The sequence below is a fragment of the Nitrosococcus watsonii C-113 genome (assembly GCF_000143085.1).
GTDB lineage: Bacteria > Pseudomonadota > Gammaproteobacteria > Nitrosococcales > Nitrosococcaceae > Nitrosococcus > Nitrosococcus watsonii.
This window is the reverse complement of record NC_014315.1, coordinates 344,614-368,566: the sequence shown is the minus strand read 5'-3', so window position 1 is coordinate 368,566 and position 23,953 is coordinate 344,614. Positions and strand designations below refer to the sequence as shown.

At 47.7% G+C, this 23,953-nt stretch carries 22 protein-coding genes; 4 read left to right on the top strand and 18 right to left on the bottom strand.

Annotation, left to right across the window (positions count from 1 at the left end; translation table 11 throughout):
- Nucleotides 1-50: 50 nt before the first annotated feature.
- The 7 genes from aroB to NWAT_RS01700 all read right to left on the bottom strand — a co-directional run bounded on the left by aroB (nucleotide 51) and on the right by NWAT_RS01700 (nucleotide 7,088).
- On the bottom strand, nucleotides 51-1,133 hold the full coding sequence (gene aroB, locus NWAT_RS01730; protein ID WP_041350836.1) for a 3-dehydroquinate synthase: 1,083 nt from the start codon (nucleotides 1,131-1,133) through the stop codon (nucleotides 51-53).
- Nucleotides 1,134-1,179: 46 nt separating this feature from the next.
- Nucleotides 1,180-1,749, bottom strand: coding sequence for a shikimate kinase AroK (gene aroK, locus NWAT_RS01725; RefSeq protein ID WP_013219430.1), 570 nt, complete (start codon nucleotides 1,747-1,749; stop codon nucleotides 1,180-1,182).
- A gap of 328 nt (nucleotides 1,750-2,077) precedes the next feature.
- Complete coding sequence (gene pilQ, locus NWAT_RS01720; protein WP_013219429.1) at nucleotides 2,078-4,177, bottom strand: type IV pilus secretin PilQ; 2,100 nt, start codon at nucleotides 4,175-4,177, stop codon at nucleotides 2,078-2,080.
- Between the two features lie 16 nt (nucleotides 4,178-4,193).
- Entirely contained in the window at nucleotides 4,194-4,790 is a 597-nt protein-coding gene (locus tag NWAT_RS01715; protein WP_232420177.1) for a pilus assembly protein PilP, read from the bottom strand.
- Nucleotides 4,787-5,395 (bottom strand): type IV pilus inner membrane component PilO, encoded by a 609-nt coding sequence (locus NWAT_RS01710; protein WP_013219427.1) that lies wholly within the window; start codon nucleotides 5,393-5,395, stop codon nucleotides 4,787-4,789. The genes NWAT_RS01715 and NWAT_RS01710 overlap by 4 nt, the downstream gene beginning before the upstream one ends.
- The gene (locus NWAT_RS01705) at nucleotides 5,395-5,970 is read right to left on the bottom strand and encodes a PilN domain-containing protein (protein ID WP_013219426.1); all 576 of its coding nucleotides are present in this window, start codon (nucleotides 5,968-5,970) and stop codon (nucleotides 5,395-5,397) included. Before NWAT_RS01705 ends, NWAT_RS01710 begins: the two co-directional genes overlap by 1 nt.
- Nucleotides 5,970-7,088 carry a pilus assembly protein PilM gene (locus tag NWAT_RS01700; RefSeq protein WP_013219425.1) on the bottom strand — a complete coding sequence of 373 codons (1,119 nt, stop codon included), beginning with the start codon at nucleotides 7,086-7,088 and terminating at the stop codon, nucleotides 5,970-5,972. The genes NWAT_RS01705 and NWAT_RS01700 overlap by 1 nt, the downstream gene beginning before the upstream one ends.
- Before the next feature lie 217 nt (nucleotides 7,089-7,305).
- Between NWAT_RS01700 and NWAT_RS01695 the strand changes: the two genes are divergently transcribed.
- Entirely contained in the window at nucleotides 7,306-9,753 is a 2,448-nt protein-coding gene (locus tag NWAT_RS01695; RefSeq protein WP_013219424.1) for a penicillin-binding protein 1A, read from the top strand.
- 24 nt (nucleotides 9,754-9,777) lie between these two features.
- Nucleotides 9,778-10,392: a hypothetical protein gene (locus tag NWAT_RS01690; RefSeq protein WP_013219423.1), complete on the top strand. Its 615-nt coding sequence runs from the start codon at nucleotides 9,778-9,780 to the stop codon at nucleotides 10,390-10,392.
- Here NWAT_RS01690 and NWAT_RS01685 read toward each other — a convergent pair.
- The 8 genes from NWAT_RS01685 to miaB form a co-directional block, all read right to left on the bottom strand.
- The gene (locus NWAT_RS01685) at nucleotides 10,389-11,594 is read right to left on the bottom strand and encodes a malic enzyme-like NAD(P)-binding protein (RefSeq protein WP_041350834.1); all 1,206 of its coding nucleotides are present in this window, start codon (nucleotides 11,592-11,594) and stop codon (nucleotides 10,389-10,391) included. The genes NWAT_RS01690 and NWAT_RS01685 overlap by 4 nt on opposite strands.
- 259 nt (nucleotides 11,595-11,853) lie before the next feature.
- Nucleotides 11,854-12,060, bottom strand: coding sequence for a 50S ribosomal protein L31 (rpmE, locus tag NWAT_RS15855; protein WP_011330273.1), 207 nt, complete (start codon nucleotides 12,058-12,060; stop codon nucleotides 11,854-11,856).
- A 131-nt stretch (nucleotides 12,061-12,191) separates the two neighbouring features.
- Nucleotides 12,192-13,643 carry a TrkH family potassium uptake protein gene (locus NWAT_RS01680; protein ID WP_013219421.1) on the bottom strand — a complete coding sequence of 484 codons (1,452 nt, stop codon included), beginning with the start codon at nucleotides 13,641-13,643 and terminating at the stop codon, nucleotides 12,192-12,194.
- A 7-nt stretch (nucleotides 13,644-13,650) separates the two neighbouring features.
- Entirely contained in the window at nucleotides 13,651-15,216 is a 1,566-nt protein-coding gene (gene lnt / locus NWAT_RS01675) for an apolipoprotein N-acyltransferase (protein WP_013219420.1), read from the bottom strand.
- Between the two features lie 80 nt (nucleotides 15,217-15,296).
- The gene (locus NWAT_RS01670) at nucleotides 15,297-16,172 is read right to left on the bottom strand and encodes an HlyC/CorC family transporter (protein WP_013219419.1); all 876 of its coding nucleotides are present in this window, start codon (nucleotides 16,170-16,172) and stop codon (nucleotides 15,297-15,299) included.
- A gap of 9 nt (nucleotides 16,173-16,181) precedes the next feature.
- Nucleotides 16,182-16,643: an rRNA maturation RNase YbeY gene (gene ybeY, locus NWAT_RS01665; protein ID WP_013219418.1), complete on the bottom strand. Its 462-nt coding sequence runs from the start codon at nucleotides 16,641-16,643 to the stop codon at nucleotides 16,182-16,184.
- Nucleotides 16,640-17,632: a PhoH family protein gene (locus NWAT_RS01660; RefSeq protein ID WP_041350390.1), complete on the bottom strand. Its 993-nt coding sequence runs from the start codon at nucleotides 17,630-17,632 to the stop codon at nucleotides 16,640-16,642. The genes ybeY and NWAT_RS01660 overlap by 4 nt, the downstream gene beginning before the upstream one ends.
- A gap of 282 nt (nucleotides 17,633-17,914) precedes the next feature.
- Nucleotides 17,915-19,258, bottom strand: coding sequence for a tRNA (N6-isopentenyl adenosine(37)-C2)-methylthiotransferase MiaB (gene miaB / locus NWAT_RS01655; RefSeq protein ID WP_013219416.1), 1,344 nt, complete (start codon nucleotides 19,256-19,258; stop codon nucleotides 17,915-17,917).
- A 198-nt stretch (nucleotides 19,259-19,456) separates the two neighbouring features.
- Here miaB and radC point away from each other — a divergent pair, with 198 nt between their 5' ends.
- On the top strand, nucleotides 19,457-20,131 hold the full coding sequence (radC, locus tag NWAT_RS01650; protein WP_013219415.1) for a RadC family protein: 675 nt from the start codon (nucleotides 19,457-19,459) through the stop codon (nucleotides 20,129-20,131).
- A 17-nt stretch (nucleotides 20,132-20,148) separates the two neighbouring features.
- Here radC and NWAT_RS01645 read toward each other — a convergent pair whose 3' ends face one another.
- Genes NWAT_RS01645 through lgt form a run of 3 tightly spaced genes read right to left on the bottom strand, consistent with a single transcriptional unit; the run spans nucleotide 20,149 to nucleotide 22,287 of the window.
- Nucleotides 20,149-20,646, bottom strand: a complete 498-nt coding sequence (locus tag NWAT_RS01645; RefSeq protein WP_013219414.1) for a dihydrofolate reductase — start codon at nucleotides 20,644-20,646, stop codon at nucleotides 20,149-20,151.
- Nucleotides 20,647-20,655: 9 nt separating this feature from the next.
- Nucleotides 20,656-21,450: a thymidylate synthase gene (locus NWAT_RS01640; RefSeq protein WP_013219413.1), complete on the bottom strand. Its 795-nt coding sequence runs from the start codon at nucleotides 21,448-21,450 to the stop codon at nucleotides 20,656-20,658.
- 24 nt (nucleotides 21,451-21,474) lie between these two features.
- Nucleotides 21,475-22,287 carry a prolipoprotein diacylglyceryl transferase gene (gene lgt / locus NWAT_RS01635; RefSeq protein ID WP_041350388.1) on the bottom strand — a complete coding sequence of 271 codons (813 nt, stop codon included), beginning with the start codon at nucleotides 22,285-22,287 and terminating at the stop codon, nucleotides 21,475-21,477.
- Nucleotides 22,288-22,462: 175 nt separating this feature from the next.
- On the opposite strand from lgt, the gene NWAT_RS01630 reads away from it, so the two are divergent.
- Nucleotides 22,463-23,761, top strand: coding sequence for a hypothetical protein (locus NWAT_RS01630; RefSeq protein WP_013219411.1), 1,299 nt, complete (start codon nucleotides 22,463-22,465; stop codon nucleotides 23,759-23,761).
- The last annotated feature ends 192 nt before the right edge of the window (nucleotides 23,762-23,953 follow it).

Sequence of the window (23,953 nt, the reverse complement as noted above, 5' to 3'; positions counted from 1 at the left end):
TTATAAGTTATCTCCAAGGAGCCTGTTTTTATAGGAGGGTCAAGCAAGTTTTAATCAAACGGGGCCTTAGCTATCGTGGCTTCGAGCAAATCAGAATCAAAACTATCGGTCACAACAGCTTGCCCTAGCTGTCTTAGTAAGACCAGGCGCAAGCATCCATCAATGACTTTTTTATCTACCGCCATCAATTCCAGGAAACGAGCCTTATCGATGGCTTGGGGAGGATGCCGGGGAAGCCCCGCCTGCTCCAATAAATTGAGCACTCGGCCTACGTCCGCGGCCGATAGCCATCCCAACCGCCGCGATAAATCCGCCGCCATCGCCATCCCCGCCGCAACGGCCTCGCCATGTAACCAGCTACCATAGCCCAGCCCTGTTTCAATGGCATGGCCAAAAGTATGGCCTAGATTGAGAATCGCCCGCACCCCTGATTCCCGTTCATCCGCCGCGACTATCTCGGCTTTATTACGGCAAGATCGTTCAAGGGCATGGATCAATGCCGAAGGCTCTCGCGCTAACACCTGACTGACATGTTCCTCTAACCAGGTAAAGAATTCGATGTCCCTGATGAGGCCGTATTTTATGACTTCAGCCAATCCCGCCCGCAGCTGCCGCTCATCAAGGGTATCGAGGGTATCCGTATCCGCCAAAACGCAACGAGGTTGGTAAAAGGCTCCGATCATATTTTTGCCCAGAGGATGATTCACCGCCGTTTTTCCCCCAACAGAGGAATCTACCTGCGCTAACAGGGTGGTAGGAATCTGAATATAAGCAACTCCCCGCTGATAACAAGCAGCGGCAAAACCCGCCATATCACCGATCACTCCCCCACCCAGTGCGATCACCGTGCAATGCCGGGAGAAGGGTATTTTAAGCAGATCATCAAAGATTTGCTGCAGCACTGCCAAAGTCTTATGCTGCTCGCCATCAGGTAAAATAATTTCGGCACATCGATAATCGTTGAGGCTCTTCAAGAGCTTTTCTAAATACAAGGGAGCCACTGTCTCATTAGTGACCACCATGACTTCAGATCCCACGATATGTTTTGCCAAAAGGGAATTTTCTTTTAGCAGGCCGCTACCAATATAGATAGGATAACTGCGCTCTTGAAGATCGACTTGTACTGTAATCATAAAACGACTAAGCTCCATAGCCATAAAAAAGCTAAAGCTAGTTTTATCAAGCCCCTTTACTTTTAACGTGCATGAAAGGTTTTCTCTGGGGAGCACCGCTTTCATACCGTTTAAGTTGCCGGAGTACCTCATTAGCAACTGCCTTAACAGGCTGCTTACCGGTCTTAATGATAACATCCGCTACTTCCCGATAGAGGGGATCACGTTCCTTAAGCAAGCTCTTCAAGCGTTCTAACGGCTTTTCTGTCTGCAATAAAGGGCGATTATTATCATGGGAGGTGCGGCGATACAGTTGCCTTGGCGACGCATATAAATAAACGACGGTTCCCCGCTGAGATAATTCCCGCCGATTCTCGGCGGCAAGCACAGCCCCTCCTCCGGTCGCCAAGACAATATTGCTGAGCTGGACAAGCTCAGCAATAATCTTGCATTCGCGTTGGCGAAAACCGCTTTCCCCCTCAATCTCAAAAATAACGGGAATGCTGACTCCGGTACGGGATTCAATCTCACGATCGCTATCATAGAATTTTTTACCCGTTATCCTAGCTAGATACCGGCCAATGGTCGTTTTACCGGACCCCATGGGACCCACTAGGAAAATATTAAAATTAAACATGACCGTTTAATAAAGCCCTTCTTTTCACCCCTGTTTAGAGGGGTTTACCTTCCGGCGCGGCGCCACCGCTCGCAGGAACCGTCCCTCTTTCCATGGAAATAACCATATGCCTGTGAAATAGGCTGCTCGTATAAAGCGATACCGAGCCCAAGGCAAAAATTTATCGGGATATTTTGTAGAGAAACTAACGCTCCCCACCCTAAGCGCTTTTTTAGTAAAAAACATAACAACCGAGTTAGTCATTGTACCGTAGCAACGGTAAAAACGAAAAAGCCGGATTTTTACAAAAATCCGGCTTTTTCATTTAAACATCAAAATTTCCAGCAAATTACAATCTTGCTCCCTCCTTGATAATCTTGGGAGTCACAAATATAAGAAGCTCTCTTTTGTTGTTAAACTCTGTTTTATCGCGAAACAGGATTCCCGCATAGGGTAAATCCCCAAGAAAAGGTATCCGCCGGACCGCTCGATTTTTCTCTTGCTCGTAAATTCCGCCGAGCACAACGGTTTGGCCGTTATTTACCAACACCTGAGTGGAAACCTCACGGGTATTAATACTGGGCACCCCGGCAAACACTTTGCCTACGCTATCCTTAGTGACACCGAGATCCATAATGATCCTGTCATCAGGAGTAATTTGAGGAGTCACCTTTAAGCTGAGTACCGCCTTTTTAAAAGATACAGAGGTAGCCCCGCTAGAGGAAGCCCGCTGATAGGGAATTTCGGTACCCTGTTCAATTATGGCTTCTTTTTGATTAGAGGTAATCACCCGCGGGTTGGAAATTACTTCGCCACGTCCTTCCGCCTGAAGCGCGGAGAGCTCTAATTCCAGTAAAGCGCCTAGAGGCAGATTCGTCAAAGCAAGGGCAATCTTTGCTGCGTCCTTCTTAGTCACCGGAAAATTAACATTTAGTCGATCTTGAAGCTCCAGGGTTTCCTGATTGATAATCTGAGTCGTACCATTCAACGAACCTGAAGTCGTGACCTGATCAAAAGCCCCGCCAACCTTATCTTGTTTACTCAAACCAAAACGAACGCCTAATTCTCTACTAAAATCACTACTTGCAATAACCACGCGAGATTCAATCAGTACCTGCCGTACCGGAATATCCAAGCTAGCAACCAGCTTTCGAAGCGCAGCAAGCCTATCTGCCGTATCCATAACCAATAGAGTATTGGTCCGTTCATCAAACGTCGCATGGCCTCGTGCTGACAAAAGGGAGTTTTCCTCAGACTGAATAAGCGCAGCAAGATTGCTGGCCTTGGCAAAGTTAACCTGAATAAACTCAGAGCCTAGGGGTGCTAGTTCTTCCACCTGTTTTCTGGTCTCCAGTTCCAGCTTTTCACGGGCGGCAATCTCTTCGCTCGGTGCGACCAAAACAACATTACCCATACGGCGCATAGCCAGTCCTTTGGTTTTCAAAATAATATCCAGGGCTTGATCCCAGGGTACATTTTTAAGCCGCAGCGTCACACTCCCTTGTACCGTATCGCTTGCCACCAGGTTAAGGCCCGTAAAATCGGCAATCAACTGCAGCACGGATCGAACTTCAATACTCTGGAAATTCAAGGATAGTTTTTCGCCCACATAGCCGAATTCTTTTTTCCTAGCTAACTCCTTTTCCTTTTTAGTAAGCGGTTTAAGCTCGACAACCAGCATATCGTCAGACTGATAAGAAAGATACTCATGTTCAACATCCGCCGGAGCAATCACCATACGGACGTTTTGATTCTTGGTAGAAGTATCGATGAATTTAACCGGCGTTGCAAAGTCCACAACATCGAGGCGGCGCTCAAGCTCATTGGGTAGCGTTGTATTCATAAAATCAACAATAATACGTTTCCCTTCCTCTCGAATATCCACTGGGGCCTGGGTATCTGAGAGGGAGACAATAACCCGGCCTTCACCTGCCTCGCCTCGCCGAAAGTCGATATTTTTGATTAAATGCCGTCCAGTATGAGCAGCACCACTCTCTTCAGTCGAGGCGCCAGCAGGAGAACCATTCACGGTAACATAAACAAAATTTTTATCTACGCGAGTTTCAAAAGGTACACTCTGGATTAGATTAACAACAACCCGGGTGCGATCAGCTGCCTCCACCATAGTGACACTGCGCGTCATCCCCGCCCCAATAACCTGGGACTGGCGCGCCGTACCAATTTTGACCCCTGGGAAATCTAATACGATGCGAGCAGGATCATCAATTGCAAAAAATGTAGGCTTAGCAACAGGCGCCGAGAACTCCAACCGAAGTTGAACACTCTTACCGGGTAGAGATGAGTATTCAATACCCTGCAATTTAGTAGCAGCAAAAGTTATACAGGGCAACCAGCACAAAAGTAGCAACCCTATTAAGGTAGGCAGAAAGCAGCGTTCTTTGTACGCTTTCTTCGAATTATATGGAACGATTTTATGCGCCAGCTTCATTGGCTTCCCCTTATCATTATTCCGCTAATGCCAGTATATTTTGGCGTGTTAACCAACCACCTTGTTCATCAGGAACAATCTCGGTGAATTCAATTTTTTCTTCATTAATATGCGTAACTTTTCCATAGTTTTGGCCTATATGATTGCCTCTTTTGATACGGTATAAAATTCCATCGGAGGCGCGTATAATGGCCCAAATTTCCATCCCCTGTTCAAGCATGCCTACCATCCTGAGAGAATCAATAGCATATTCCTCCAACGCTTCTTTATGCCGCTTTAGGTTAGGTTTAAGGGTATTCTTAAGCTTGGGACTAGCCTGTACAATGGCTTCCGGTGGAAGATCCACGACGGCGGAGACAAAGGGGTTGCGAAGTTCCGCTGCTTGATAGGTAAAAGTTTCATGGGGCCTTATTTCTGGTAAGGATTCAATAATCCCCCGAGGACGAGATTTCACCTGCTGCACATATTGCTTCAGATCGATCATCTCTTCATCATTACAGCCTGATAATATTACAGAGAAAATACCAAGCAAACTTACAATTCCTATCTGACGATTCGATATCGTCCATCTTTTAATATGCTTCGTATAGCTCATTATTTTCTTCGCCTTCAATTCCTTGTTGCGGTCGTATTTTCATCTTCGCTAAAGTAACGGTAAGTCTTGGCAGTAATATCCATAGCCAGCTTTCCCGACTCCTTATCCTGGTTTTCGATAGCAAAATTATGTAAAGTCACAATGCGGGGAAGAGCCGCCACCTTGCTCACAAACTCTCCAAACTGGTGGTAATTACCAATAACCCGAATCTGAATGGGCAGTTCAGCATAAAAATCCGCGGGTAATTCGGAACCCGGCTTAAAAAATTCGAACTCCAACCCACTGGATAACCCTGTTTGAGAAATATCGACTAACAGATCAGCGACTTCTGTTTTACTAGGTAACTGCCGTAACATGCTGCCAAAAGAAAGTTGTATCTCTTCCATTTGTTTTTTATAGGATTCTAAATTTTCTGCCTTTGCTTGTTTAACTTCAAAGGTGGTTTTTAATTCTGGTTCCTTTTTCTCAAACTCCTCGAGCTGCAAAAGTTTATCCTTAGTAAAAAACCAATAACCTCCGCCTACCACGGCAGCAAAAATCAATAGCACTGCAATGGCCTTCGCCACAGCCGGCCAATCGCCTATCTCGCTGAAATCAAGCTCATTAAATTTTGACAAATTCATTACGGCGCTCCCATGTCTTCATTGCTATCCGAAAGTTGCGGATTTTCATCTACACGAAGCGTAAATTTACGTGTTGATCGTTGTTTATTACCCGTTCTCTGGATGACATCTAACCTAGGATTTTTAAATACTGGAGAAGCATCTAAATTACGCATGAGGACAGAAACACGCGCGTTTGATGTTGCCACACCATTTAGCATATTAGTATGTTCTTGGCGTTTTATGCTCTCTAGATAAATACCATCGGGCAGAGCTCGTACTATCTTATCGAAAACATGGACAATTTGAGGACGGCTACTCTGAAGCTGCTGGATTATTTCCATGCGTGCAAGAAGTTTCTTTTTCTCTTTTTCCAGGTCCTTAATCTTGCGTATTTGTTTATCTACAATAGCTATCTGCCCTTGCAAATATTCATTACGCTGAGCTTGACTTTCTATTAGACCGTTAACATAGGAGTTAATATAAAAAACCGTGCCGACCGCAAGAATAGTGGCGAGTCCTAAAGTAAGATGAAACTGTTTTTCACGTTCCTTGCGCTGAGCTTCTCGCCAGGGCAGTAGGTTGATACGGGCCATTAGTCGAAACTCCTAAGTGCTAAACCACAGGAAGTCATTAAAGCGGGAGCATCATTACGCAGCGCTTTAGCTTCCACTTGAGATCCCAGCACCATATCAGCAAAAGGATTGGCCACTGAAGTGGCAGTACCCACCATATGCTCAATCAGTTCATCCACGCCTGGAATAGAAGCACATCCACCTGCTAATATCACATGATCAACATCGTTATACTGAGTTGAAGAGAAGAAAAACTGGAAAGCGCGGCTAATTTGCTGTGCGATCGATTTTTTGAAAGGATCTAAAATCTCAGGAATATAATTATCTGGTAGCCCTCCTTGGCGCTTCGCTAAATTAGCTTCTTCATAGGACAAGCCATACCGCCTTTGTATTTCTTCCGTGAGCTGATTACCGCCAAAGATCTGCTCTCGGGTATAGATGATTTTATAATCATGCAATACATTAATAGTGGTTAGTGTTGCCCCCACGTCGACAACAGCGATCGTTTGCCCCTTCCCCCGACTTGGCATCTGACTTGCGATCAGAGGAAAAACCTTTTCCATAGCATAGGCTTCGACATCGATTATTGCCGCTGTTAAACCTGCCAGCTCTAATGCCGCTACTCGCGATTCAATATTTTCGCTACGACAAGCAGCAAGCAATACATCTACCCTTTCGGGATCTTTTTCTGAAGGACCTAGTACTTCGAAGTCTAGATTAACTTCTTCTAGCGGGTAGGGGATATATTGCCCTGCCTCTAGCTCAATATGGCTTTCCAACTCCCTATCCGAAAGAGCGTTTGGAACCGAAATAATCTTAGTAATTACCGCTGATCCAGTAACGGCTGCAGCCGCCTTCTTAGCGCGTATTCCCGAACGTTTAACGGCCCTTTTAATTGTCTCACCCAGCACTTCTACATTTTCAATTTTATTCTCAACGATAGTATGAGGCGGCAAAGCTTCAATCGCATAATCTTCTACACAAATACGCTCACCCCTTCGGCTGAGCTCAAGTAATTTAATAGCGGAAGAACTTATATCTATCCCCAATAAAGTAGTGGGTTTTCGAAAAAAATAACTCAAGGAGTTATCCCTAAAATTCAACCAATTATTGTTAACACGATCTAATGAGTTAAGCATGAAGTGCACCCGTCAATACTTTCTCTATCCAGAAACAATTCTTTTACTTCACCTGAATTCCACGAAAATCCTTGCTAAATTACCGGACTGCGTTCACATATTTTTTTGTGCTGAATTCAAATACCGCATCAAGGTTGTAGCTTAAGTTGGGTATACGTTTTATACTATGTATACTCTGCTACTTAGGTATAAACCACATACTTACCTATTAATTTTCATGGCATATCTCCTTCGCTTACTACGCTGGATCGTGATCTTGTTGCTTACCACCACAACACTTGGTATCATTGTTATTGTAGGAACTTACTTTTATCTTTTACCTCAGCTACCTTCTACCGAATCTCTCAAGAATATTCATCTCCAAGTTCCCCTCAGAATTTATTCCCACGATCAAAAGCTTATTGCTCAATATGGAGAAAAACGCCGTATTCCGCTAGCTTTTGAACAATTTCCAGATCTCCTGGTCAAAGCTACATTGGCAGCAGAAGATGATCGTTTCTATGAGCACCCGGGTGTTGATTATCAAGGTATCCTCCGCGCCGCCTTATATCTGGTAAAAACAGGCAAAAAAGTCCAAGGCGGCAGCACTATTACTATGCAAGTTGCCCGTAATTTTTTCTTAAGCAGAGAAAAAACTTACTTACGTAAACTCAATGAAATACTGCTTGCCCTTCAGATCGAACGAGAACTTAGTAAACAGGACATCATCGAGCTCTATTTAAACAAAATTTATCTTGGCAATCGTGCTTATGGCGTTGCGGCTGCTGCCCAAGTATATTACGGCACGACTCTGGATAAACTTGAGTTGCCGCAGCTCGCTATGATCGCTGGTTTACCGAAAGCACCCTCCCGCTATAATCCGGTAGCAAACCAGAAACGAGCTCTGCTACGGAGAAATTATGTACTCCGGCGTATGCGTGAAGTTGGGTATATAGATCATGAAACCTACCAGGACGCAATAGATCGGCCCATTACAGCAAAGTTTCATGAATTACCTATCGAGCTAGATGCCCCTTTCGTAGCAGAAATGGCGCGAAGCCAAATGCTTGAAAAGTATGGCTCTGATATTTATACGAGCGGGTATAATGTTTATACCACAATCAAAGCAGAGCATCAGAAGGCTGCAAATGACGCCTTACAAAAGGCTCTTCTTGACTATGATCGACGACATGGTTTTCGCGGACCAGAACAGCATATCGAATTACCGGTAGATGCCGACGAGAGATTCTATCAGCAGATTCTCTCGCAGCGTAGATTAGCCAATGGCCTCGTGCCAGCCTTGGTTCTAGCGATCGACGAACGAACTAGCCGGATTTACACAAAAACTGACGGTGAGACTATGCTCACCTGGGAGGGATTATCTTGGGCCCAACCCTACCTCGACGTTAACACAGTCGGAGAAAAACCAAAGCAGGCCACTGATATTCTCAAAGCAGGGGATCTTATTTGGGTAGAATCACTACCCAAGGGGGGGTGGCAGCTAGCACAAAGACCCCGCGTGGAAGGCGCCATTGTGTCACTGTCTCCTTACAATGGAAGCATCACCGCGCTTAGTGGGGGCTTTGATTTTTATGAAAGTAAATTTAATCGGGCTACCCAATCTCAACGGCAGCCAGGATCTAGTTTCAAACCATTTCTTTATTCCGCTGCCCTCAATAAAGGCTATACTGCCGCAAGTATTATTAATGACTCCCCTATAGTCTTGGACGAGCCTGGCGGGCCAAAAAATGCCTGGCGACCGGAAAATTATAGCGGACGTTTTCATGGTCCTACGCGTCTTAGAACAGCCTTGATCCATTCCAGAAACTTGGTCTCTATTCGATTGCTGCGGGCCATAGGCATTGACTATGCCATCGAATATATACAACATTTCGGTTTTAAACCCGAACAATTACCCCAAAGTTTATCCTTGGCCCTAGGTAGCGGCAGCGCTTCTCCGCTAGAGATGGCCCGTGGTTTTGCCGTTTTCGCCAACGGGGGCTATCTCATCGAGCCTTATCTAATTAAGCGAATTGAGAATGCTAGTGGAAAAATTATTTTTCGAGCGTACCCAACCCAAGTTTGCCAACACTGCGAAAAAATAAAGTCGAAGCAAACACAAGCGTATACTCCAACCCTCACTGCTACCCTACAAAATATCGAATCTACTCAATTCAGTCCAGCCCCTCGGGTAATCACAGCACAAAATGCCTATCTTATGAATAGCATGCTGCGTGATGTTATTCGTTATGGTACGGGACGGCGCGCTAAAAAGCTGGAGAGAAATGATCTAGCGGGCAAAACAGGAACAACTAATGATCAACACGATGCTTGGTTCTCTGGCTTTAACTCCGAACTCGTTGCTGTCTGCTGGGTAGGTTTTGATCAGCCTGAATCATTAGGAAGTTTCGAAACAGGCGCCCGGGTAGCGCTTCCAATGTGGATCAACTATATGGGCAACGTACTCGATGGTACGCCAGAAAAATCTTTTATTCCACCTGCAGGCATGGTAACAGTACGTATTGATCCAGAAACAGGTTTACTTGCAGACTCTAATGCTCCTGATGCTATTTTTGAAACCTTTATTGCTGGACACGCCCCTACCAGATACGCTAGCTCAAATAGCGAGGGCAACAGCGGCGGCAACGCAAAAATAGATGCCCCCGTTGCCGAACAGTTATTTTAAGCAGGAGTCAGGGGATTAAAATTTATGCCTAAAAAAGATCAGCAAATGAGGGAATATATCGCTACAGAGGCGGCTCGGTTTATGGTCGAACATGGAATTAAAAATTACTACCAAGCTAAACGCAAGGCAGCCACCTTTTTAGGTGCTGCAGATACCAAAAATTTGCCTACTAACCAAGAAATAGAGCAAGCAGTGGGTGCCTATTTACGCTTATTCAAATCACAATCCCAACCTGCTACCGTGGAAAGGTTACGTCAAACAGCATTAGAAGCAATGGATTTTTTTTCCCGCTTTAATCCACACCTCGTTGGCTCAGTGCTCAGCGGACTGGCTTTTGAATACTCCGACATTAACCTCCATCTCTTCGCCGATACTGAGGAAGAAGTTGCATTATTTCTCACGGAAGCAGGAATTCCCTTCCAATTAAAATCTAAGCAACTGTCCTTTTCCTCTAAACTATTTCAAAATTTCCCGGTTTATCGTTTCATAGCGGGAGAAGTTGCCGTAGAACTAACTGTATTTCCTCCGGCAGCTACTCGCCACGCTCCGCTCAGCCCTATAGATGGAAAACCCATGCGCCGGGCAGGGCGCAAGAAAGTACAATCTTTACTGAAGGCAAAGACCCAAGCTGCGGATTAAATTCGTGCTATCCCCGATTCAATGGCTGCCTGAGTAATAGCCATCGTCACAAACTCTCTTAAACGGGGATCCAGCGGCTTGGGGAGAATGTAATTAGCTCCGAAAGCAAGTTTTTTTTCGCCATAAGCTTCAAGTACTTGTTCCGGAACGGGTTCCTTTGCCAGCTCAACCAATGCTCGCACTGCCGCGAGCTTCATTGCATCATTAATACATCTGGCACGAACATTAAGGGCAGCGCGAAACAGAAAAGGAAAAATTAAGACATTATTCACCTGGTTAGGATAGTCAGTGCGACCCGTAGCCAAAATTAAATCATCACGAGTGGCATGGGCTAAACGTGGATCTATCTCCGGATCCGGGTTAGAAAGCGCAAAGACAATAGGACGTGAAGCCATGGATTTTAGCATCTCCACAGTCAACAGATTAGGAGCCGCTACGCCAATAAAGACATCCGCCCCCTCTATTGCTTCTGCAAGGGTACCCCTTGGTGAGGAAGAGATAAAAGGACGGCAATAAGAATGTGGCGCTTGGCTCTCTTCACGAATGACCCCTTGGCGATCAACGAGCAAAATGTTTTCCTGGTCCAAGCCTAGGGTAACTAGCAGCCGAAGTGTTGCGATCCCAGCTGCCCCAGCACCTACACAAACGATACGGATCTCTGATAAAACTTTTCCTTGCAATTCGAGGGCATTTTGAAGCGCCGCTGCAATTGTGATGGCCGTACCATGCTGGTCATCATGCAGAACCGGAATATCCAGGCGCTCAATAAGAGCTTGCTCAATCATAAAACAGTGAGGTGCAGCAATATCTTCCAGATTGATTCCACCGAAAGTTGGCGAGATACGGGCCACTGTATCCACGAATGCCTCGGGAGACTCTGCCTCTACCTCAATATCGATAGCGTCCAGCCCGGCGAAAGACTTAAACAAAACCGCTTTGCCTTCCATCACGGGCTTGCTGGCCAAAGGCCCCGTATTTCCCAACCCTAATACAGCACTGCCATCGGTGATTACTGCAACCAGATTACCCTTAGCGGTATAACGATAAACAGCTTCAGGATCAGCTATGATAGCTCCCACCGGTACAGAAACTCCAGGGCTATAGGCTAAACTCAACTGCTGCTGTGTCGCGCAAGGCTTGGTAATACTGATCTCCAATTTTCCAGGCCGCGGCTCCGCATGATAGCCTAAGGCAGTCGCCATTAAATCCTGTGCTGGCTTTTGCTCTGTTTCCTTCGCCAGTTCTCCAGAAGGCGTTTCCAATTCCCCACTAGGAGCTAGTGACTCTGGCTGATTTAACAAGTGAAGAGGCATATCATACCTATTTTAGTGAGCATAAAGACATTTAAATGAACCCCGGACTCGCCTACCCGAACTCTTTAAAAATAGAGATTAACCTAAATAATGCCGCTCACCTAGATATCGCGGCGGATTAAACAAACCGGTATAGGGGATGAGGCTACTAAGATTTTAAATTGTACCTCTGGCGGAATTTATCTACCCGACCCGCAGTGTCCAATAGCTTCTGCTTACCAGTATAGAAGGGGTGGCAAGCAGAACAAACTTCTATATGAAAATCCTTACCTGCAGTCGAGCGGGTACTAAAACTATTACCGCAGCTACAAGTCACCGTAATTTCGCTGTACTTGGGATGAATATCCTGCCTCATAGGGAATGCTCTCAAATTTTCGTTCTATAAACCTTTAAATTTTACCGGTTCATCCTTTACACGGCAAGCTCCAGTCTTAAAGCTAGAATTTTCCCTTTAATAGTAGTTACCTATTTATTTTTCCTTCAATATTATCGACGCCAAAAGGTTGGGCTCAGAATAACCAGTAGGGTAAAAATTTCTAAGCGGCCCAACAGCATCGCAAAACACAACACCCATTTAGAGGCGGCATTAATAACCTCGTAATGAGCGCCCACTTGACCCAATCCAGGGCCTAAATTATTGAGACATGCGGTCACCGCCGAAAATGAGGTAATCATATCTAACCCTGTCGCTAGCAACAGCAAATACATCACGATAAAACAGGCCACATAGACCGCCATAAACCCGCCTACCCCCTCCACGATCCTATCCGGTAAGCTTTTGCTTCCAATTTTGATGGGTATAATGGCGCTTGGGTGAATCAACCGCTTTATCTCCCGCGCCCCTTGCTTATAAAGCAATAAAATCCGAATAACTTTCATACCACCAGCGGTAGAAGCGGCACACCCACCGATATAACTGGTCATCAATAGCAGAATAGGAAGAAAACCGGGCCAGCCATAATAGTCACTAGAAGTAAATCCGGTGGTAGTACCAATAGAGACTGCATGAAAAATACCGTGCTGGAGGGCCAAAAGTGGACTGTCGAAACGATGTGCTAGCCAGAGATAACTGGAAGTTAATGCTGCGACTCCAGCAAGCACCGATAGATAAGTCCGAAATTCCTCATCTTGCCAGTAATGGCCTACCGTCCGATGACGCCAGGCAAGAAAATGGAGGGAAAAATTGACGCCAGCAAGCAGCATAAAAAATACCGCGATCATCTCAATAAGTGGACTATTAAAATAGCCCATGCTGGCATCATGGGTAGAAAAACCGCCAATAGCAATTGTTGAAAAACTGTGACCAACGGCATCGAACAAGGTCATACCTGCCATCCAATAAGCGGTTGCGCAAGCTATCGTCAAACCTAAGTAAATCAACCACAGGGCTTTAGCCGTCTCTGCAATACGGGGAGTAAGCTTGGTCGTTTTCATGGGGCCCGGAATTTCCGCCCGATAAAGCTGCATGCCACCAATACCCAGCATGGGCAAAATAGCTACCGCTAAAACCACAATGCCCATACCCCCTAGCCACTGTAATTCTTGCCGATAAAACAACACCGATTTAGGCAGGTTGTCGAGCCCGATAATTACCGTAGCTCCGGTAGTCGTCAGGCCAGAAACGGACTCAAAGACAGCATCAGTAAAAGGCAAACGAGGCTCAGCGGTTAAAAAAAGGGGTAAAGCTCCAGAAAGGCTTAAAACCACCCAGAACATAACTACTACTATAAACCCATCACGCAGCCGCAGCTCCTGCCGATAATTACGTACCGGTAGCCAACACAGCAAACCAATACCTAGTATCAAAACAAAGGCGCTTAGAAACTCAGCCCCCGCGCCATCTTGGTAAAACAGGGACACTATGACTGGCGGAAGCATAGCGGTACTAAATAGGGCCAACAACAACCCTAAAATCCGCTGAACCACGGCAAACTGCATAATGCCTCTAGCTTCCTTTGCTACGCTGGTAATAACTTCCAATGGCAAATAAGCATAAACATAACCCTAGGACAGCGCCATTACCCCAGAGGATATAGGGCGTCGCGCCGGCGCGGGGTTGAACGCTACCTGTGAGTACCGCCATTTGGAACTGAGGAGTAGTGGCTAGCAAAGCACCCTGAGCATCAACAATAGCGGAGATACCATTGGTAGTAGCTCGGGCTAGGTCCCGCCCTGTCTCCAGGGCGCGCATCCGGGAAATCTGTAGATGCTGGTGAGGCGCCAAGGAATCCCCATACCAGGCATTATTGGTAGCATTCACCAATAAATTAGCTTCGGGCAACGCTGCAATGATTTCTTCTCCAAAAGCATCTTCGTAACAAATGGAGGTGGCTACCGGGTAGCCAGCCGCCTGCAGCAAGGGCTGCCCCTTGGGGCCAGCACTGAAAGAGGACATGGGTAAATCGAAAAAGTGGATGAGTCCTCTAAGATATTCTTCAAAAGGTATATATTCGCCGAAAGGGACTAAATGCCGCTTATAATAGAATGCCTGCTGGGAACCGAGGCTTAGCATGCTATTATAATATTTTCCTGTTTCCTGATGGAAAACCGGCAAGCCAATGAGCAAATCTGTATTATAGGCCCGAGCCTCGGCAGCAAGGGCAGCCAGGTAACCATCAGCCACCTGGTGATAAAGTACAGTAAGCGCGCTCTCCGGCCAAACGATCAGATCGCTCTCCCAATGTTTAGCAGTCAACTGCCAGTACCGTTCTAAAGTGGACCTTATTTGCTCCGGCTGCCATTTAATAGCCTGAGGAATATTTCCCTGGATCAAGCTTACCTGTAGCGGCTTGCCTACCGGCATCGTCCAAGGCACCAAGGAGAGCAGTAGTGCCGAAGCCCATAGAGTTCCCAAGCCACCAAGGGCTATCAGGCGCGCCCGCAGAGCCCAACGCCAAGCAGCCACGATCAGCCCTGCGCTAAAAGCTACCGCCAAGGAAACACCATAAACCCCAAAAATAGGCGCCAACCCCCGAAGGGGGCTTTCTATTTGACTGTAGCCAAGGTTTAGCCATGGGAAACCCGTCAGAAACCAGCCTCGAAACCACTCTATCATCACCCAGGCTGCTGGCCATACCAAAAGATATTTAGCTCTATTTTCCTGGGGAAACCAAAAAGTAACGCCTCCTGTCAATAACGCCGGAAAAAGACCCAAAAAAGCCACAAACGTTGCAGTCAACGCCAACGCTAACGGTACGCTGGCATAGCCAAAATCATGAATCGCAACATAAATCCAGGAAACGCCCGCGCCAAACCATCCTACTCCAAATAACCAGCCACGCCAGAAGGCCCGCCGAGCGGACAAATTCCGGCATACGGCAAACAACAAGGCGGGAGAAATAACCGCTAAAGGGTAGGCATCATAAGGAGAAAAGGCAAGGGGACCGAGAAGCCCCGCTACCAAGGCTAAGGCGTCACCACACCAGGTGTTTGCTCCTGCCGAGCTAGAGAAAAAGTATTTTTTCTGGCACACCCTTTCATAAAATGGCTTCTGCTCAGGCGTGTAACCCATGAGACCTCTCCTACCAATCCCTAACCAGCGCCGCTAGCAGAAACTCAGCAAAACACCTTGTGTAGGCTACTATAAAGGAATCAAGCCCCCGCTGCCACCGGGTTTCCAACGCCGTTGGTTTTCAGGCGCAATTCTAGTAAATGGAGGCGCCGACTATCGGCGCGCAAAACCTTAAATTCAAAGCTGCCAATAACAATAGTTTCCCCCCGTTCAGGCATTCGCCCGAATCCATTTAGCACCAAACCGCCAATGGTATCGAATTCCTCATCACTAAAATCGGTCCCAAAATACTCATTAAAATCTTCGATGGGAGTGAGTGCTTTAACCGTATAATTATCTTCCCTGCGGCGAAAGATGAAGGCGTCTTCAGCAACATCATGTTCATCTTCAATCTCGCCTACGATTTGCTCTAAGACATCTTCGATGGTCACCAGCCCTGCCGTTCCCCCATATTCATCCACAACGATCGCCATGTGATTACGGCTCGCACGAAATTCCCTTAGCAAAACATTCAGACGCTTGCTCTCTGGAATAAATACTACTGGACGCAGAATATCGCGAATATTGAAGGTCCGCGCTTCTCGCTGCCGGCAATAGAGAAGCATATCCTTCGCCAATAGGATTCCGACAATGCCATCCCGGCTCTCACCTATCACCGGAAACCGGGAATGGGCGGATCGAGTAATCACCTCCAGAGTATCTTCCGGCGGCGCATCCCGCTCCACGACTACCATCTGCGACCGCGGCACCATAATATCGCGCACCTGCATCTCCCCCACCACTAAAGCGCCTTCAATCATACTCAGAGTTTCCGGATCAAGGAGGCGGCGCTGGGAAGCATTACGTAAAATCTCGATAATTTTTTCTCGATCTTGGGGTTCGCCCAGCAGTACCTGCCCCAGACGTTCTCGCCAAGAACGGGATACTAAATTATGACTAGGTCGGCCTTCGTTCATAAGTCCTCGTTATATACTCTCGTAGGGATCGGAATAACCTAATGATTCAAGTATAGTCACTTCCAGGGCCTCCATCTGCTGCGCTTCCACCTCTTGCTGGTGATCAAAACCTAGTAAGTGAAGCACTCCATGGACCACTAGGTGGGCCCAGTGGTCCTGCTCTTTCTTGGCCTGTTCTAAGGCTTCGCGCGCAACCACCGGGGCACAAATGATCAAATCTCCTAACAAGGGAATATCAAAAGGCACGCAGGAGGGAATCTCAAAAGGAAAAGACAAGATATTGGTTGCCCCTTCCTTGCGGCGGTAGCGCCGGTTAAGCTCCGCTGCCTCATTTTCATCGGTAACACGGATAGTGACTTCCCCCGCTTTTGACTGGTTTAGCAGCGCTGCTTCCACCCAGCGCTGAAAATCAGCTTGCAGGGGCGCGTTGATCCTGGGCACGGCATATTGAATTTGGACGGCAATACTCATGACTCTACCCCACTACTACGGCCAAAACGCTCATAGGCTTGCACCACCCGTTGCACCAGTGGGTGCCGCACCACATCCCGCGGCTGAAAAAAATTAAAGCTAATTCCTTTGACTTCCTTCAATACTTCAATGACATGGCGCAAGCCTGAAGGCTGACCTTTAGGCAGATCTATTTGGGTGATATCGCCCGTCACAACAGCCGTTGAGCCATACCCTAAACGAGTGAGAAACATTTTCATCTGCTCGATTGTCGTATTTTGAGCCTCATCTAAAATGATAAAGGATTCGTTTAAAGTACGGCCACGCATATACGCTAGAGGAGCCACCTCAATCACATGGCGCTCAATAAGCTTAGCAACCCGCTCAAAGCCCAACATTTCATAAAGGGCATCGTAGAGAGGGCGCAGATAGGGATCGATTTTCTGGGCTAGATCGCCTGGCAGGAATCCTAAACGCTCGCCGGCTTCTACGGCAGGCCGCACTAAAAGCACGCGCCGCACCTGATCTTTTTCTAAAGCTTCCACGGCACAAGCGACAGCAAGATAGGTTTTCCCCGTCCCTGCTGGACCGATACCGAAGCTAATATCATGGGTGAGAATATTGCGTAAATAGCGAATTTGTCGCGAGTTGCGGCCTTTAACCACGCCTCGGCGGGTCCGAATCACGATTTCTTCCTGCTCTTCCAAAGGGAAATTTTCCTGGTTTCCAGCTTCCCGCAAAAGAAGGTGGACCTGGGCAGGGGTCACCGGAGATTCATCGGCATCATCATAAAGGCGCCTTATCACTTCACCAGCGGCCTCTACCGAAGGGCTGTTACCAAGCACCTGAAAAAAATTGCCCCGATTATTGATTTCTACCCCCAGCCCTCTTTCTATCTGGCGCAGATGCTCATCCATCTGCCCACAAAGATTGGCTAACCGCTGATTATCCGCCGGTTCTAGGACGAAATCGCTGCTCTCGGAACGATCAGAAGGAGGGTGTTCGTTCAAGGGTATGCTAATAGCCCAAACGCTATACTTATAAATTCCTGATTCCTTGCGCCGAACTCGGAGATGGAACAAAGGCGCGGACAAAACTGAAATGCAAGAAAAAACAGGAATTAGAAAACACTAGCATAAAAATGTTTCAGTGCTACGCTTATAGACTTACTCAATCCAATATAACTCGAATTATCTAAGATATTGGCTCATTTTAGCCCGTTTTTCAACTTTGGGCTCTGGATAGGGGCATAGGGTCGCCGCAATACATGACGGATTAACTCTTATTGCTAATTAAGCACACTGTCTTTCATCATCAAGAACGATACCCCGCAGCGAGTTGGGCAGGGCCTCTGTGATTTTAATATTGACAAACTGACCTACCATAACTTGAGGAGCAGAAAAATTTACTACCCGGTTATTAGCCGTACGCCCCGCCAGCATGGTGGGATCTTTTTTTGAAGGGCGTTCAACAAGCACTTGTTGTACGGTACCCACCATCCCTTGACTAATAGCAATTTCCAAAGCTCGGAGGCGCTCTTGCAGGATTGCAAGCCGCTCTTTCTTGACGGCTATCGGTGTGTGATCGGGAAGACTGGCCGCTGGTGTTCCTGGCCGTGGACTATACACAAAACTGAAAGAATGATCGAAACCTACCTCATCCACTAAGGCTAGCGTAGCCTGGAAATCAGCTTCAGTCTCACCGGGCAAGCCAACGATGAAATCGCTTGAAATACTGATATCAGGGCGTACCTGGCGCAATTTTCGCAACTTCGCTTTATACTCCAGCACTGTGTGACCCCGCTTCATTAAACCCAGCATGCGATCCGAACCGCTCTGCACCGGTAAGTGCAAATGGCTTGCTAGCTCGGGCACTTCGGCAAAAGCCTGGATGAGGCTATCGGAGAACTCTACTGGGTGTGAAGTCGTAAAACGGATGCGTTCAATGCCTTCAATGGAGGCCACATAATTGATCAACAAGGCAAGGTCAGCAACATCCCCTTCTCCCATGGCTCCTCGGTAAGCATTTACATTTTGACCCAAAAGGGTGATTTCCCGCACACCCTGCTCCGCTAGACCCACGATCTCGGCAACGACATCGTCAAGGGGGCGGCTGATCTCCTCGCCCCGGGTATAAGGCACAACACAAAAGGAGCAGTACTTGCTGCATCCCTCCATCACGGAGACAAAAGCAGTTGGACCCTCGGCACGGGGCTCGGGCAATTTGTCGAATTTCTCAATTTCGGGAAAAGAAAGATCAACTACCGGTTGTGAACGTGTTCTTGCTTGGGCTAGCATCGCCGGTAACCGGTGTATTGTCTGGGGTCCAAACACTAGATCCACATAGGGTGCCCGGACGCGAATCGTTTCACCCTCTTGACTAGCAACACAGCCACCCACCCCAATAATCAATTCAGGGCGCGATTGCTTTAGCTGCCGCCATCGGCCTAACTGGGAAAAGACTTTTTCTTGGGCTTTCTCCCGCACGGAGCAGGTATTAAGTAACAGCACTTCCGCTTGTTCAGGATCAGAAGTCAGCTCTAGCCCGTGTGATTCCCGCAATACATCCGCCATTCGGCTAGAGTCGTATTCATTCATCTGACAGCCATGAGTCTTAATATAAAGCTTCTTAGCCATGAAAATGCTTATCGCTTTCTCCCGTCAAAATTTTTAAACGCAGCCTTCACGATACTATGCCCTGCCTGGAAGTTCCAGCCCCTGCTTAAATCTAGCCAATGCGCGCAGCAATAGTGAACCAGGACACAAACTAATTCCGTTAATTTATATAGACTGATATAAAAAGCCGCGCCAACAATTATTGGAACCGCCCTATCCATGGCAATTACCGACTGGCCCATCCACGAAAGGCCCCGCGAGAAACTCCTTCAACGAGGCCCAAATGCCTTATCCGATGCCGAACTTTTAGCTATTTTTCTCCGCACCGGGGTCGCCGGGAAAACCGCCGTTGACTTGGCACGGGAGCTCCTGGAAAGCTTTGGTAGCCTCCGAGCATTGCTTGAGGCTGACCTTAAACAGTTCTGCCATGCTCCAGGGCTGGGAATAGCCAAGTATACGCAACTGCAAGCCTGCCTGGAAATGGGACGCCGCCACCTGGAAGCCACGCTCAAGCGGGGCGACGTTCTGACCGATCCTCAAACTACCCAACGCTACCTCATGGCACGCTTGCGAGCTTATCCTTTTGAAGTCTTCTCTTGTCTTTTTCTTGACAACCAGCACCGAGTACTAGCCTTCGAAGAGCTTTTCCGAGGCACTATTGATGGCGCTAGTGTACATCCTCGCGAAGTGCTCAAGCGCGCCCTTGCCCATAACGCCGCAGCTGCCATTCTAGCTCACAATCATCCCTCCGGGATAGCCGAACCCAGTCGAGCCGATGAGTGCATCACACAACGTCTTAAGGAAGCGTTGGCGTTGGTGGATATTCGGGTTCTCGATCATATTATTGTGGGAGATGGCGAAACCTTTTCCTTTGCCGAGCGGGGGCTCATCTAAAAAGACTATTTTACCTCTTAATTTTTATCCTTCTTCCGCTCAAGACGAATAAAACTATAAGGATAGGGATTTTGAGGATCGGGATTATGATCCTCCCGCCAAACCTCAACCCAGGCGCCAGAATCAAAGACTGGAAACCAGGTATCACCTTGGAAATGCCCTCCCACCAGTGTGAGGTAGATGCGTTGCGCCTGGGGTAATAATTGCTGATAAAGGGAAGCCCCACCAATCACCATTATCTCCTCGGCTTCCCCCGCTGCCTGCAAGCCCGCTTCCACAGTATGGACCACGGTGCATCCCGGCGCTTTATAGCCAGAGTTATGGGTCACGACAATATTATGTCGCCGGGGCAGGGGACGTCCAATGGCTTCGTGAGTGCTCCGCCCCATGAGCATTGGTCTACCCATGGTCATGCGGCGAAAATATTTGAGATCCGCCGGTAAATGCCAAGGCAGACGACGATTAGCCCCAATCAAACGATGCTCGTCCATGGCGACAATGAAGGCAATAACCATCCTTTCGCTTTATACTGAAACGGCCGCCTTTATAGCGGGATAGCTTTGATAATCCACAATCTCCAGATCATCGTATTGATATTCAAACAAAGAAGAAGGTCGACGCTTGATTTGGAGCCGAGGAAGCGGAAGCGGTTCCCGAGTGAGCTGCAAACGCGCTGCTTCCAGGTGATTCCGGTACAGATGAACATCCCCTCCCGTCCAAATGAATTCCCCCACCCCTAAACCGCATTGTTGAGCCATCAGATGAGTCAACAAGGCATAGGAGGCAATGTTGAAAGGAGTTCCAAGGAAAACATCGGCACTGCGCTGATAAAGTTGGCAAGACAAACGACCCTGGGCTACATAAAATTGAAACAACGCATGGCAGGGAGGCAGCGCCATTTCATCCACGCAAGCCGGATTATAAGCCACCACGATATGGCGTCGGCTATGGGGATAATGCCGTATCTGTGTTGACACTTTCGCCATCTGGTCTAAATATCCCCCATCAGGCAGAGGCCACGAGCGCCATTGATAACCGTAGATAGGCCCTAGCTCCCCCTGTTCATCGGCCCATTCATCCCAAATTGTCACTCCATGATCATGGAGATATTTCACATTGGTCTCACCCCGGAGAAACCATAGTAACTCAATAAAAATAGAGCGAACATGAAGCTTTCTGGTCGTAACCAGCGGAAAACCCTGTCGCAGGTCAAACCGCATCTGATGCCCGAAAATAGACCACGTTCCGGTGCCAGTCCGATCATCTTGCTCAACGCCGGTAGCAAGTATCTTTTGGATAAGATCCAGGTACGGTTTCATTGCTAAAAGGGTAACTAGCGGCCGCTAAGATTTTATCGAATGGGTAGAAGAACGCTTCCGATAAGCCCATCCCAGTAAAATCATGCCGATAAAAACCATGGGCAGACTTAGGATTTGTCCCATGGTCAGCCAATCCAGGGCCAAATAACCCAGATGGGCATCCGGCACGCGCACAAACTCCACCGCAAAGCGAAACAGCCCGTAGCAAAATAGAAACAGGCCCGAGACCGCCATGGTGGGGCGGGGCCGGCGGGAGAAAAACCACAAAATAAGAAAAAGGGCCACTCCTTCCAGAGCTGCCTCGTACAGTTGCGAGGGGTGCCGGGGCAGACCGCCAGCCCTGGGATCAGGGAACACCATGCCCCAGGGCAATTCCGTCACCTTACCCCACAACTCCCCATTGATGAAATTGCCAATGCGGCCCGCGCCTAACCCAATAGGAACCAGGGGGGCGACAAAATCCGTCACCTGAAAGAACCCTTTGCCCGCTTTACGGGCATAGACCGCCATGGCGACCAGAACGCCGAGCAGCCCCCCGTGGAAAGACATCCCTCCTTGCCAAATTTTAAAGATAGCAAAAGGATCCGCCAGGATATGATCAAAATCGTAGAACAGAGCATATCCCAGCCGGCCACCAAGAATAACCCCCAGGGCACCATAGAAAATCAGATCATCCACCTGCTCCGGTCGCCAACCGGAAGCAGGACGCTTGGCTCGAAAACGACCTAGCCACCAGGCACCCAAAAAGCCAATTAAATACATGATGCCATACCAATGGACCTTGAGCGGACCCAAGGAAAAGGCGACTGGGTCAATATTTGGATAACTCATTAGCATAATTTTGCTTTAAGGCTCAAGAATTTCAAATAACCTACCGCTATCTTGGCTTAGGCGTTTAATCCCCAGCGAAGTATGGCCTGTCGTTAGAAAGCCCCGCGGGCCTTTTCAAAGGCCGTACTATGCGCCGGGGCTTAGATTACATTGGGCTCAGAATATTTAGGAAGCAATAATCATGGTAAAAAATTTAGCCCGTCACTGTTTTATTCTTTTAGGTTTACTGCTTGCGCCAACCCTCGGGGCGACTGGCTTAAATATCTTCCCCGACCTGGATTCAAATAATAACAATAATATCAGCAGCAATAATACCAGCCAAGAAAGCGCTCAGGACTTTAGCAATACCGCAAGCCCGGAACCGGAGGCTGATACCAGCGAAACAGCCCCAGCAAACAATGATGAAATCATTGCTGAAACCAAAGCGGGATGCGCCGCTGATCCGAAAAGTTGCGGCGTGACTTTATCCAGTTTTCTAGACAGCAGCGGCTTTGGCGAAACCGAACCCAACAACCATGCCATGGGTGCCGACGCCATGGAGTTCGGCGTTGAATACGCAGGCCAGCTTTATAGCCCAGAAGATGTGGACTGGTTCCGTATTACCACGACCGAATCCAATCAAATGCTCACCGTTAATTTTAATGTTCCCGGCTTAAACGATATTACTGGATGGAATCTCTCCATTCGGGATAGCGGGGGTAATATTTTCTCGGAAGTCTATACTGGGTTTGATGTCGGGCCAGAAAGCCTATTGCAGACGATCCTATCCCGCGCGGGTACCTATTATGTGGTGGTGAAATCCTTGAAGCAGGCTCAGGAAGAGACGAGATCTTCGGACCAAAGTGGCGAAGCAGACCTGATCTATGAACACTTGCCCCACGAGTATCGTCTGGCTGCTTTTCTGGGAGATTCTCAAGTCACCACAGAACCCCTTGATGTCAACTTTTTTGATGCGGAAGTGGAACCCAATGACTCCCGCGATGAAGCCAATCCATTAACCTTTGCCACTCCCCTCGCATCCAATGTCACCATGGAGGGCTTAATATCTGGCCCCCTTATCTTTGGATCGGTAGGTTTTAATTTCGAGGAAGACTGGTTTGTCTATGACACGGCGGGCAATGAAATTCTTAGTATAGAATTTTGCGCTAGCCAAGACTGCGAAGACAGCACTTGGCAAGTCACCGTATACGATGAAAATGAACGAATGCTACTCACTGGACGGACCGACATGGAGCAAAAATATTATCTGGGTATCCGTGATCCAGGCAAGTATTTTATACAAATTGGTGTAGCCCCGGCGCTGGCTGAGGAAGGCGGCGGCGCGCAATATGTCTGCTCCATTGATCCTGCCATGCCCCTCAAGGATTGTCCTAACCCCAATGAGAGAACATTACTGGTTGAGTCACCCTGGCATCAATACAACTTCACTGTCACCAGCACTAAGCTTCCATCATCAATGAATGAGGCGGGCAATCCCTAACAAGGACTGTCCCACTCAGCACCCAAGAGAAATTGTAACTTCTTTCAAATAGACCGGCAGGAGGGTATCAGCTCCTCTCCTACCGGTCTTCTTACAATAATCGCGCACCTAGAGTAACTATCCCCACATTAAAGCTATTTGGTCCCGGCCACCAAGTCACTACCACTATCACATGGAAAACTTTTTCATCCT

Coding starts and splice junctions, on each gene's coding strand:
- aroB (WP_041350836.1), bottom strand. CDS start 1,133: ATGATTACAGTACAAGTCGATCTTCAAGAGCGCAGTTATCCTATCTAT.
- aroK (WP_013219430.1), bottom strand. CDS start 1,749: ATGTTTAATTTTAATATTTTCCTAGTGGGTCCCATGGGGTCCGGTAAA.
- pilQ (WP_013219429.1), bottom strand. CDS start 4,177: ATGAAGCTGGCGCATAAAATCGTTCCATATAATTCGAAGAAAGCGTAC.
- NWAT_RS01710 (WP_013219427.1), bottom strand. CDS start 5,395: ATGAATTTGTCAAAATTTAATGAGCTTGATTTCAGCGAGATAGGCGAT.
- NWAT_RS01705 (WP_013219426.1), bottom strand. CDS start 5,970: ATGGCCCGTATCAACCTACTGCCCTGGCGAGAAGCTCAGCGCAAGGAA.
- NWAT_RS01700 (WP_013219425.1), bottom strand. CDS start 7,088: ATGCTTAACTCATTAGATCGTGTTAACAATAATTGGTTGAATTTTAGG.
- NWAT_RS01695 (WP_013219424.1), top strand. CDS start 7,306: ATGGCATATCTCCTTCGCTTACTACGCTGGATCGTGATCTTGTTGCTT.
- NWAT_RS01690 (WP_013219423.1), top strand. CDS start 9,778: ATGCCTAAAAAAGATCAGCAAATGAGGGAATATATCGCTACAGAGGCG.
- NWAT_RS01685 (WP_041350834.1), bottom strand. CDS start 11,594: ATGGCGACTGCCTTAGGCTATCATGCGGAGCCGCGGCCTGGAAAATTG.
- rpmE (WP_011330273.1), bottom strand. CDS start 12,060: ATGAGGCAGGATATTCATCCCAAGTACAGCGAAATTACGGTGACTTGT.
- NWAT_RS01680 (WP_013219421.1), bottom strand. CDS start 13,643: ATGCAGTTTGCCGTGGTTCAGCGGATTTTAGGGTTGTTGTTGGCCCTA.
- lnt (WP_013219420.1), bottom strand. CDS start 15,216: ATGGGTTACACGCCTGAGCAGAAGCCATTTTATGAAAGGGTGTGCCAG.
- NWAT_RS01670 (WP_013219419.1), bottom strand. CDS start 16,172: ATGAACGAAGGCCGACCTAGTCATAATTTAGTATCCCGTTCTTGGCGA.
- ybeY (WP_013219418.1), bottom strand. CDS start 16,643: ATGAGTATTGCCGTCCAAATTCAATATGCCGTGCCCAGGATCAACGCG.
- miaB (WP_013219416.1), bottom strand. CDS start 19,258: ATGGCTAAGAAGCTTTATATTAAGACTCATGGCTGTCAGATGAATGAA.
- radC (WP_013219415.1), top strand. CDS start 19,457: ATGGCAATTACCGACTGGCCCATCCACGAAAGGCCCCGCGAGAAACTC.
- NWAT_RS01645 (WP_013219414.1), bottom strand. CDS start 20,646: ATGGTTATTGCCTTCATTGTCGCCATGGACGAGCATCGTTTGATTGGG.
- NWAT_RS01640 (WP_013219413.1), bottom strand. CDS start 21,450: ATGAAACCGTACCTGGATCTTATCCAAAAGATACTTGCTACCGGCGTT.
- lgt (WP_041350388.1), bottom strand. CDS start 22,287: ATGCTAATGAGTTATCCAAATATTGACCCAGTCGCCTTTTCCTTGGGT.
- NWAT_RS01630 (WP_013219411.1), top strand. CDS start 22,463: ATGGTAAAAAATTTAGCCCGTCACTGTTTTATTCTTTTAGGTTTACTG.